At 67.9% G+C, this 9,891-nt stretch carries 10 protein-coding genes; 8 read left to right on the top strand and 2 right to left on the bottom strand.

From position 1 onward, the window contains the following. The first annotated feature begins 443 nt into the window (after nucleotides 1-443). Nucleotides 444-1,103 (top strand): HAD family hydrolase, encoded by a 660-nt coding sequence (locus tag ACWCV3_RS24115; protein ID WP_451227764.1) that lies wholly within the window; start codon nucleotides 444-446, stop codon nucleotides 1,101-1,103. Here the strand turns inward: ACWCV3_RS24115 and ACWCV3_RS24110 are convergent. Then, nucleotides 1,084-2,358, bottom strand: coding sequence for a transcriptional regulator (locus ACWCV3_RS24110; protein WP_451227761.1), 1,275 nt, complete (start codon nucleotides 2,356-2,358; stop codon nucleotides 1,084-1,086). The genes ACWCV3_RS24115 and ACWCV3_RS24110 overlap by 20 nt on opposite strands. Before the next feature lie 215 nt (nucleotides 2,359-2,573). Here ACWCV3_RS24110 and ACWCV3_RS24105 point away from each other — a divergent pair, with 215 nt between their 5' ends. The 7 genes from ACWCV3_RS24105 to ACWCV3_RS24075 all read left to right on the top strand — a co-directional run bounded on the left by ACWCV3_RS24105 (nucleotide 2,574) and on the right by ACWCV3_RS24075 (nucleotide 9,177). Then, nucleotides 2,574-3,824, top strand: coding sequence for a methionine adenosyltransferase (locus ACWCV3_RS24105; protein WP_451227759.1), 1,251 nt, complete (start codon nucleotides 2,574-2,576; stop codon nucleotides 3,822-3,824). Next, complete coding sequence (locus ACWCV3_RS24100; RefSeq protein ID WP_451227756.1) at nucleotides 3,824-4,762, top strand: aminoglycoside phosphotransferase family protein; 939 nt, start codon at nucleotides 3,824-3,826, stop codon at nucleotides 4,760-4,762. Before ACWCV3_RS24105 ends, ACWCV3_RS24100 begins: the two co-directional genes overlap by 1 nt. Further along, a complete protein-coding gene (locus ACWCV3_RS24095; RefSeq protein ID WP_451227753.1) occupies nucleotides 4,759-5,475 on the top strand; it encodes a histidine phosphatase family protein in 717 nt (238 codons plus the stop codon). The genes ACWCV3_RS24100 and ACWCV3_RS24095 overlap by 4 nt, the downstream gene beginning before the upstream one ends. Further along, a complete protein-coding gene (serS, locus tag ACWCV3_RS24090; protein WP_451227750.1) occupies nucleotides 5,468-6,760 on the top strand; it encodes a serine--tRNA ligase in 1,293 nt (430 codons plus the stop codon). Before ACWCV3_RS24095 ends, serS begins: the two co-directional genes overlap by 8 nt. A gap of 1 nt (nucleotide 6,761) precedes the next feature. Continuing rightward, nucleotides 6,762-7,784, top strand: coding sequence for a glycosyltransferase (locus tag ACWCV3_RS24085; protein WP_451227747.1), 1,023 nt, complete (start codon nucleotides 6,762-6,764; stop codon nucleotides 7,782-7,784). A gap of 188 nt (nucleotides 7,785-7,972) precedes the next feature. Continuing rightward, complete coding sequence (locus ACWCV3_RS24080; RefSeq protein WP_451227745.1) at nucleotides 7,973-8,776, top strand: hypothetical protein; 804 nt, start codon at nucleotides 7,973-7,975, stop codon at nucleotides 8,774-8,776. Then, entirely contained in the window at nucleotides 8,773-9,177 is a 405-nt protein-coding gene (locus tag ACWCV3_RS24075) for an NUDIX hydrolase (protein WP_451227742.1), read from the top strand. The genes ACWCV3_RS24080 and ACWCV3_RS24075 overlap by 4 nt, the downstream gene beginning before the upstream one ends. Before the next feature lie 82 nt (nucleotides 9,178-9,259). Here the strand turns inward: ACWCV3_RS24075 and ACWCV3_RS24070 are convergent, their stop codons facing one another. After that, the gene (locus ACWCV3_RS24070; protein ID WP_451227739.1) at nucleotides 9,260-9,784 is read right to left on the bottom strand and encodes a hypothetical protein; all 525 of its coding nucleotides are present in this window, start codon (nucleotides 9,782-9,784) and stop codon (nucleotides 9,260-9,262) included. Between the last annotated feature and the right edge of the window lie 107 nt (nucleotides 9,785-9,891).

Genomic DNA, 9,891 nt, shown 5'->3' with positions numbered 1-9,891 from the left:
CACATACGCCCAGTATGCGGACGACCCTCCGCCTTGCGATGCACCGCATCTGACGCCGCGCGCTGATCCACCGTGGATTACGGGACAGCCCTTAGGTCGACGTGTCAGAGATTGGCATCTGGAGGGTGTGGACGCAATGGGGGGTGTGCTGCCTGTCCGATTGGAAATTTGAGAGGGTCATTTCTCCCTCGACTTCTTGCCACTGCTTCTTTTTGCTGGAAGAAGTGAGGGGTGAGAATTTTGTGAGCGGACACGCAGAACGGCGTCCGCAAGACGGGCGCGATCCGGCCGCCGTCGTGCTCCCCCGTGGCTGGATCCCTCGGCGTTGGGTGTCGCCCCCCACGACCGTTCCCTCGCCGTGTCAGATCCGGGCAGGGGTAGGTGTTCGGCCACAGTCCGGCGGGACGGTCACCGCCCGTGCCGCACCGTCTAACCTGCGGAGCATGATTCGTGCGGTGGTGTTCGACGTGGGTGAGTGTCTTGTCGACGAGACCCGGGAGTACGGGACCTGGGCGGACTGGCTGGGGGTGCCGCGGCATACGTTCGCGGCGATGTTCGGGGCTGTCATCGCGCAGGGGCGCGACTACCGCGAGACGTTCCAGGAGTTCCGGCCGGGGTTCGACCTGACCGAAGAGCGCGAGAAGCGCGCGGCGGCCGGGAAGCCTGAATGGTTCGGTGAGGACGACCTCTACTCCGATGTGCGCCCCACGCTGGCCGCGCTGCGAGAGGCCGGCCTGTGGGTGGGCATCGCCGGGAACCAGACCGTGCGTGCGGGTGGCCTGCTCCGCGGGCTGGACCTTCCGTCCGACCTGATCGCCACCAGTGACGACTGGGGAGCGTCGAAGCCGGACGTGAAGTTCTTCGAGCACGTCATCGAGGCGACGCCTGCCGAGCCGGGAGAGATCCTGTACGTCGGGGACCGGCTCGACAATGACATCCGTCCGGCCGTGCAGGCCGGGCTTCTGACAGCTCTGATTCGGCGTGGGCCCTGGGGCACGATTCAGCAGCGTGACCCGGACGCGGACGCGATCACCACGATGCGCATCGACTCGCTCGCGGAGCTGCCTGAGAAGATCGCCAAGTTCAACGCTGGAGAGCGCTGACAGTCGTACCCCAGTCGTAGAGACGATCGTCGAGGTCTCGGACGCACTGCTCGTTCTGCCATGGGGCGAGCGTGCGTCGGACTTCACGGATCCGCTCCATGCCTGTCGCGTACCAGGTGATGGCGAGCTGGTCGAGGGCTTGGACGGCGTACTGGCATGCCGCCTCCGGGTGGCTGTCCGCGGCTTCGACCGCTGCGAGATCGCCGAGCACGACCGTCCGCTGCTTGTCCGACTCAGGTGGCAGGTCGTCGAGAACCTCCTGGAGGGTCTGGCGGGCTTGCGGCAGGTGGCCGGCCTTCAGTTGCGTGTTCCCCTTGAACGCGGACAGGCGCACTCGGCTGAACCAGTCCAGCCAGTCGGGAGTGGGGTGCTCCGAGCCCGAGACAAGGGCGTCCTCGGCGTGGTGGATCAGGCGGAGCGCCGCACGAGGGTCGCCGCATCGGGTCTCACATTCCGCCTCGACTGCGTCCAGCCAAGCCCAGAGCTCCGCGGAGGCGTGTGCGCGTCGAGCGTAGGTGCGCGCCGCCACCATGCGCTCGATCGCCGTTTCACGGTCATCGGCCCAGCCGGGGGCAAAGGCCATGTGCGCGAGGATGGCCGATCCGAGAAGAGGGTCGTCCGCTTCCCCTGCCGCCTGCAGGGCACGCAAGAGGGTCTCCGAGGACTGCTCGGGCTGGTGTAGATCGAAGAACTCGATGCGGCCTGCGAGGAGATAGGACTCGGCGAGTGCGCCGGCGAGGGTCTGGCGAGCAGGGTTCGCCGTCTCGGGCAGGAGAGCGCATCCCAGACGAGCGTGTTCCAGGACTGCGGGGTGAAGTACGGCCGGCGCCACGGACCAGTAGAGGTGCCGATGGGAACGGGTGACGGCTTCGAAGTCCTTGCCCACCGTGACCGGCTGCCTGGTGACGCCTGCCTGCGCGGGGACGCTGGCTAGCCGCGCGCCCGTCAGGGGGGTGCGCGGGGTGTTGCGGACCGTCGAGCCGGCAGGGCGGCTCTCGGTCCCCCAGGGCGGGGTGAAACCCAAGTCCTCCATGCTCTGGCCCAGGAGGTGGGTCAGGACTCGGTGGATGTCAGGCTGTGGCCAGGGCGGTGTGGCGGACTCCCAGCGCCGGATCTGGCGGACGCCGACGGCGAGCCCCCTGATGCCCAGCTTGGGTGCTGTCTTGGTGATGGCGTCGGCCAGGGCCTGTTGCGAGTTGTATCCGGCAGCCAGGCGAGCGGACTTGAGTCGGGTGTTGCCTGCGGGACGGGACATGAATCTCCTCCGGGGCGAACTCTCGTCTGAGAGTGACATGCGGTGTCCCTGTCGCGGCGCGAAATCGTCCACGAGAAGCCAACTAAGCCCTGTGAAAGTCCTCTTGATGACCTGTCAGGGTCCTCGAATAGGACCTATGGGGCCCGGATAGTTGGCATCTCCGCAAGACCCGTAGCGCTCGTCTCCGCCCTGTCCCCCGTGAACGGGAGTTCGTGATGCCTCGTACGAGCACGACCATCAACCACAGCCACCTCGTCATCGACACCGGCATGCTCAAGCCCGACGCGACGACCATTGTGGAGCGGAAGGGCCTCGGCCACCCGGACACCCTGGCCGATCACCTTGCCGAGCGGCTGTCCCGGGCGTACAGCCACTACACCGTTCAGCGCTTCGGCGCCGTGCTGCACCACAACTTCGACAAGCTCGCCCTTCTGGGCGGGGCCAGCGAGGTCCGATACGGAGCCGGCCGGATCACGGCCCCGGTGCGCGTCCTGGTCAACGGGCGGGCCGCGCCCATGTGCGGGGGCGAGAGGATCCCCGTCGAGGAGATCGTCGAGGCCGAGGTCCGCGCGTTCTTCGCCGAGAGGCTTCGCGATGTCTCGGACCACCTCGACATCAAGTTCAACATCACCAGCAACTCCAGCCCCGGCGCCGTCCTCACCGGCGACGAGGTTCCGGACCGCACCCGCTGGTTCAACCCCCGTTCCATCGACGACCTGCGCGAGCGGCGGGTCCGGCTGTCGAACGACACCTCGCTCGGGACCGGGTGGGCTCCGGAGAGCGCCTTCGAGTCGTTCGTCCGCGAGTTGGTGAACCACTTCTCCGGCGAGAGCGAGTTCACGCTCTCCAACGCCTGGTGCGGCTCCGACGTCAAGCTGATGGGCTACTGGGACGGCGACCAGGCCGATGTCGTCCTGTGCGTGCCGCAGAAGTCGCGCCACGTCGGCAGCCGCGCCGAGTACGTCCGCAACGCCGAGAGCGTCCTCGCCGAGTGCTACCGGCTCGCCGAGCTCAGGCTTCCCGGCGCCGAGGCCCGCTTCCGACTCAACGCCCGCGACGTCCCGGAGAAGGACGAGCTGTACCTCACTTACACCGGCAGCTCGATCGAGTCCGGAGACGAGGGCGTCGTCGGTCGCGGCAACCGCATCAACGGGCTGATCACGCCTCTGCGGCCGATGAACCTGGAGGGCGCCAATGGCAAGAACCCCGTCTACCACGTCGGCAAGCTCTACAACATTGCCGCCCAGCGCTTGGCCCAGCGGCTGCACGAGGCCACCGACAGCCACGCCGAGGTCCACCTTGTCAGCACCACCGGCAAGCGTCTCGACCAGCCATGGCGCATCCTGATCCGGCTTTCCTCTCCGGACTTCGAGGCCGACAAGGTCCAGGCCATCGTCGCCGAGACCCTGGAAGGATTCCCCGCCCTCACGGACGAGCTGGTCTCCGACGGGATCGTGCTGAGCTGATGACCAGGCGCACGCTCGGAGATGTGCCGTCGGGATGTCGGGAGCGGTTGCTCGCGCACTACGGCCCTTCGGTCGAGGAGTGGCTGGACACTGCCCCTGGCCGCCTGGCCGAGGCGGCCAGGCGGTGGAACCTCTCGCTGAGGAGCTACCACGACGCGGGACACGCCTCGGCGGTCGCGCTCGCCGCGGCCCCTGATCGGAGCCGCTTGGTGCTGAAGGCATGGGTGGAGCCCACCCGCTACCGCCACGAGACGGCCGCCTTGCGGGTGTGGGCTGGCGGCCCGACCGCGAACGTTGTCCACGCCGGGGATGACCTGTCGGTGGCTGCCCTTGAGCTTGTCGGCGGCCAGCCCGGGGGCGATGTTCGTCCCGTACACGAGACGCAGGCGGTGGCCGCCGCTATCCACAGGCTTCACACGCTCGGCCGGCGTACGCCGGGACCGGGCGTGCCCAGCCTGGATGACTTCCTTCACGAGGTCGTCCTACCGCGCGTCCACCGAAGGATGCGCGTACTCGACCTCGGCTCCCACGGAGGAATCGCGAGGCAGGTATGCCACGAGCTCGCCGGCCTGCGCGAAGTCCCCACCCGGACGACGGTCCTGCATGCCGACCTGTACGCGGAGAACGTGATCTTTGACGTGGAGCAGCGCCCTCGTCTGATCGATCCCCACCCTGTGGAGGGTGACGCGGTCTTCGACTGGGCCTTCTGGAGCGTCTACTACGACCTCGAACAAGGGATGGCCGACCGGCTCGCCACGGCCGCCCGGATCTCCCGCATCCCCGTACCGGAGATCACGCCTTGGTGCAGGGCGCTCGCGCTAGACGGGCTTCTCTACTACACGGAGATCGACGACCCCGCGAGGCCGAAGATCGCGGCGGTGCTGTCTTCTCTGATGGCATTCGGAACGGCGACGTTCGGGACGGGGCGGGACCGATGACGACGTACATCCTTCGCCATGGACAGACGAACTACAGCAAGCGCTACCTCGTCAACGGTGACCCGGGGAAGCGCATCCACCTCGACGAGGAAGGCCGGCAATCCCTGAGTCACGCCTGGACCACGCTCCCACTGCACTCCGTGGCCACCTGGCTGACCAGCGAATTCCCCCGGGCTCGCCAGACCACCTCGCTGCTGATGGGTGTTCCGTCCGCCGGGCTCGTCATCGACGCGCGGCTCAACGAGCTCGACTACGGGCAATTCGAGGGCGGCCCTTTCCTCGACTACGCCGTCTGGCTCGACGCCCACGGAGCCGATGAGCGTCCGCCCGACGCGTCCGAGTCCCAGCGCGAGGGCATCCGGCGCATGCTCACGGGGGTGCTCTCCGCCTGCGAGCACCCCGGTCCCAGGGTGCTCGTCGGCCATGGCCTGATGGTCTCCGTCCTCCTCTGGTGCCGCGAGCGCGCCGAGGGCGAGCCCATGCCGCTGTTCCTTCCCGAGGCCCCGTACGTCGAACCGATCGCCATTCCCGACGATGAGCTGGCCGTTCTGATCACCACCCTCCTGGATGATCTTGATTCGGGCATGTGCGAAAAGACCAGCGGCGCCGGTGGCACGGCCATATTCCGGATCAGCGAGGGGGCGGCGGTTGCTACCGTCGATTCGGTATCCCCATCCCATTCGCTGGATAAAAAGGATCTTCCTCATGCATGACGCCCGCGCCCTGATCGAAATGGGTGCCGAAGCTGTTCGTCGGCTCGCTCGTCGCGGCTACTCCCTGGACCTGCCCGAGCTGGAGTCCCTTCAGTCCCGGCGCAACCAGAACATCCGCTCTGCCGACGAGCTGCGGGCGGAGTCCAAGCGGGTGGCGAGCGAGGTCCAGCAGACCGCGAAGCAGGGCGGGGACATCGGCAAGCTGAAGGAGCGCGCCCGCGAGCTGAAGGACCAGATCCGCGACATCGAGGCTGGGCAGGAGGTGATCGAGGCCCAGCTCCGTGACCTGCTCCTGAGCATCCCGAACCTGCCGGACGACTCCGCCCCGGACGGCGACTCCGAGGAGTTCGCCATCGAGGTACGGCGCGTCGGTACGCCCCCCGCGTTCACCTTCGAGCCGAAGGACCACGTCGACCTCGGCGAGGCCACCGGCATCCTTGACTTCGGCAGGGCGACGAAGCTCTCCGGGTCGCGTTTCGCGGTCTCCCGCGGTGCGGGCGCCGCCTTGGAGCGGGCGCTGGCCACGCTCTTCCTCGACATCCACACCCGCCGACATGGGTACACCGAGTACGCGGTCCCCTACCTGGTCACCCGCAAGACGATGACCGGTACCGGCCAGCTCCCGAAGTTCGAGGAGGACCTGTTCAAGACCGGCGTCGCCGACCGCGAGCTCTTCCTGATCCCGACGGCTGAGGTCCCGCTGACCAACCTCTACGCCGACGAGATCATCCCGCCGGCAGAGCTGCCGCTGGCCATGACCGCCCACACCCCGTGCTTCCGCTCCGAGGCCGGCTCCTACGGCCGGGACACCCGCGGTTTGATCCGCCAGCACCAGTTCGCCAAGGTCGAGATGGTCAAGATCGTCGACCCGGACACGGCGGACGCCGAGCTGGAGACGATGGTCGGTCACGCCGAGGCGTGCCTGAAGGAACTCGGCCTCGCCTACCGGGTCATCAAGCTGCCCGCCGGTGACACCGGCTTCTCCGCCCAGCTCACGTACGACATCGAGGTCTGGATCCCGAGCCAGAACACGTACCGCGAAATCTCCTCGGTCTCCAACTTCGGCACTTTCCAGGCCCGCCGCGCCAACATCCGGACCCGAGGCGAGGACGGCAAGCCCAAGCTCGTCGCCACCCTCAACGGCTCCGGCCTGCCCGTCGGACGCACGCTGGCCGCGCTCCTCGAACAGTGCCAGCAGGAGGACGGCTCGCTCGTCCTGCCCGAATCCCTCTTCCCGTACCTCGGCTTCCGCCGGATCAAGGCGGACGGAACACCGGAGGCATAGCGTGCTCGTCGGCGTCTGCGATTTCCCTGGTAGCTACGCCTTTCCGCCCGCCGGCTACGGCGGGATCGAACGATGGCTGTGGGCGGTCGCCGTAGGCGCCCGGGCCGCAGGCGCCGACGTACACCTCCTCGGGCCGGGCTGGCTCACGGACCTGGAGAACGACTGGGTCCGCAAGCCGGTCCGCCTGGAGGACATCACCCCCGGATCGCTCGCCGAGCGCGACGTCCGCGACACCAAGTACGACCTCCTGATCGTCGGGCACGAGTACCCCTCGCTGCCCGCCTGGACCCGCACCTGGAACGCGCTGGACTGCGACGTCGCCACCTTCCAGCACTCCCCGGCCTTCCAGCACACCCCCTCCGCCTTCGACGGCAGACACTCCCGGCTGTACTGCTACTCGCCCGAGATGGTCGAGCGGTACGCGGACCACCGGCCGATCCCCGAGCTGGCCGTACACCTCGGCCTCGATGAGGAGGAACCGCCGGCGACCGCCGGACGTGACCTCGTCTGGCTCGGCCGGATCGACGAGGACAAGGCGCCACACATCGCCGCCCGCGCAGCGCAGATCCTCGGCCGGCGTATCCAGATCGTCGGCCCCGTCTTCGACGAGACGTACGTCCGTCGCCACGAGCGCCTCCTCACCGCCAACCACGTGAAGTGGGCCGGCGAGCTAGGCGGCCCCGCCAAGACCGCCGTCATCGCCGAGGCGTCTGTCTTCGTCTACACGTACGCACGGACGTACGTGGAAGCCGGCGCCGCCGTCTTCGGCGAGTCCCTCCGTGCCGGCACTCCCATGGCTGCGCTCACCTGGCGTACGGGCACCTGTGCCGAGGCGGCCCTCTGCGAGCAGACGGGCGCAATCACCGTGGCCGACCCGGACGAGGACGACGAGACCGCGGCCCAGCGGCTCGCGCTCGCCATCGAGCAGGCGGAGACCCTCGACCACCGGCAGGTCCAGGAGATCGGCCAACACCGCTTCGACCCCGCCCGGCACTTCCTGGCGATGGCGTCGCGGTCGTGCTGACCGGCACAGCTCGTACGACCGGAGACGAGCTGGCCTCGCGGATACCCTCCGTACTCCGTGGGGCGTTGTCCCACCCTCAGTGGGAGTTCACCATCGACGGTCCCCACGTCGCCATCCGACACCAGCGGCGAGACACCCCCTACCGCCCGCCGCGCCGGCCACCCTCGTGGAGGGAGTTACTCCACAGCGTGGAGACCGCCTTCGCCCACGTCGGCGCTGCACGCGATGACTGTCTCCCGCTCCGCTGGAGGCGCGACACGGAGCTGACCATCTCGGCGATCCAGGCCCTCGACCCGCTCCTCAAGGACGGAAGACCCCAGACGTACCGAAGGGGCTTCCTTCCCCAGCCCGTCGTCCGCTTCACCGGTGAACGCGATACCTCCGGTGACCTCTGCGACGGCTTCCTGACTTCCTTCGTCAACATCTCCCGCGTCCAACCAGTCGGAGGGCTCGACGAGTACGGCGCGATTCTCGACGGCTGGTTCTCCGTCCTCTCCCAACTCGGCTTCCACGCCCGCCACCTGCGCATCCACGGGACCTTGACACCCTGGCGCCGGCGCGAGGTCGCGGGCATCACACTGCACTTCCGCCACCTCGGGCTCGATCTCGGCGACATCGTCCTGCTGTGGAATGCCGATGACCCGACCCACATGGCCGTAGATCTGGGAACCGGACTGGAACGACTCGCCTGGGCACGCACCCAGCAGCGCTGGCGCGATCTGGTCTACGGAGACTTCGCCGGCGCGGCACCGCCCACCACACTGGACGCCATCCGCACGGCCACGCTCCTCTTGGGCAGCGGGATCAACCCCGCACCGCGCGGGGCCGGGGGTGTCGCCCGGCGGGTCATAGGCACGATCGACCCCGAAGCGGTACGCCTAGGTGTCAGCGCCATAGTTCGCGCGGCGCACGGCTACTGGTCACTCTTCGGTGCCCTACGTGCTCCGTGGCCGCATATCGCTTGTGCCATCGAGGAAGAGGTACGCAGATGAGGGAAGGGGGCCAGCGGCCCATCGCCGCAGCCATCGTCGTCCATGAGGGGCGCGTGCTGATGGTGCGCCGCCGCGTCAGCGAGGGACAGCTCTCCTGGCAGTTCCCGGCCGGTGAGGTCGAGCCTGGCGAGGCCCTTGAGGACGCCGCTGTGCGGGAGACCCAGGAGGAGACTGGGCTGACCGTGGCCGCTGTGAAGCTGCTCGGCGAGCGCGTTCACCCGAATACGGGCCGGCTGATGTCGTACACGGCCTGCGAGGTGCTGGGCGGAACCGCGTACGTTGCGGACACCGAGGAGCTAGCCGAACTGGCTTGGGTCGCCCATGGTGAGATCCCGCAGTACGTGCCGTACGGGTTGTTCGAGTCGGTGCAGGAGTACCTGGACGCAGTCCTCATCTCCTGACTGGCCTTGGGGACCAAGGGGCCATGTTCGTATCGCTGCCCTGGGAACGCTACGGACCGGTTGCTCTCGAACGGGTCCCCTTTCAACCGGTGAGCTTCCTGCGAAGACGTTCGTTCTCCTCTTCCAGGGCCTTAACGCGTCGTTCGAGCTGGGCTCGTGTCGGCTTCTTCGGGGGCGGCGGAGGCATGGGCTCCGTTGGTCCCGGTGGCTCGGCACGCAGTCCGATGGGTTCGAAGGCCACGAGCGTTTGCCGGTCTTGCCCGCACTCAGGGCATCGCTTGCCGTACGCCCCAGCGGAGATGGGGTCGGGGTACGTGTAGTGCGCGTCCATCTCGATGATGTGGCCGCAGTACAGCCGGACACGCCACCGCATGATCTCGTGGTCGGCCGGCTTAAAGGACTGCATCAGTTTGGCGGCTTCCGCGAACGCCTGGCGGCGGCGCTCCGCCCTCGCCGGGTCCGCCAGGCATTTGGCGTTGTCCTCTTCGACCTGAAGCCGAATCGACTCGCTGGTCTCCGCGCGCTGCTTCTGACGGCGGTGGTCCCAGCGGGTGAGTGCGTATTCCTCCAACGGAACGCCGCTGCTCCGGTATTCGACTTCGCGCATGACGGGCAGCGTAGTAACGGCGTACCACGAGGCCGTGAAGGAGAACGGTCTTGGTCGACGATCTTGCGGTTTCTGTGACGAAATGGCCAGAGGAGCCCATGTGCGAC

The organism is Streptomyces sp. NPDC001781, assembly GCF_053596035.1.
Note: the sequence above shows the minus strand (reverse complement) of the source record. Positions and strands in the feature narration are given on the sequence as shown.

Coding starts and splice junctions, on each gene's coding strand:
- ACWCV3_RS24115 (WP_451227764.1), top strand. CDS start 444: ATGATTCGTGCGGTGGTGTTCGACGTGGGTGAGTGTCTTGTCGACGAG.
- ACWCV3_RS24110 (WP_451227761.1), bottom strand. CDS start 2,358: ATGTCCCGTCCCGCAGGCAACACCCGACTCAAGTCCGCTCGCCTGGCT.
- ACWCV3_RS24105 (WP_451227759.1), top strand. CDS start 2,574: ATGCCTCGTACGAGCACGACCATCAACCACAGCCACCTCGTCATCGAC.
- ACWCV3_RS24100 (WP_451227756.1), top strand. CDS start 3,824: ATGACCAGGCGCACGCTCGGAGATGTGCCGTCGGGATGTCGGGAGCGG.
- ACWCV3_RS24095 (WP_451227753.1), top strand. CDS start 4,759: ATGACGACGTACATCCTTCGCCATGGACAGACGAACTACAGCAAGCGC.
- serS (WP_451227750.1), top strand. CDS start 5,468: ATGCATGACGCCCGCGCCCTGATCGAAATGGGTGCCGAAGCTGTTCGT.
- ACWCV3_RS24075 (WP_451227742.1), top strand. CDS start 8,773: ATGAGGGAAGGGGGCCAGCGGCCCATCGCCGCAGCCATCGTCGTCCAT.
- ACWCV3_RS24070 (WP_451227739.1), bottom strand. CDS start 9,784: ATGCGCGAAGTCGAATACCGGAGCAGCGGCGTTCCGTTGGAGGAATAC.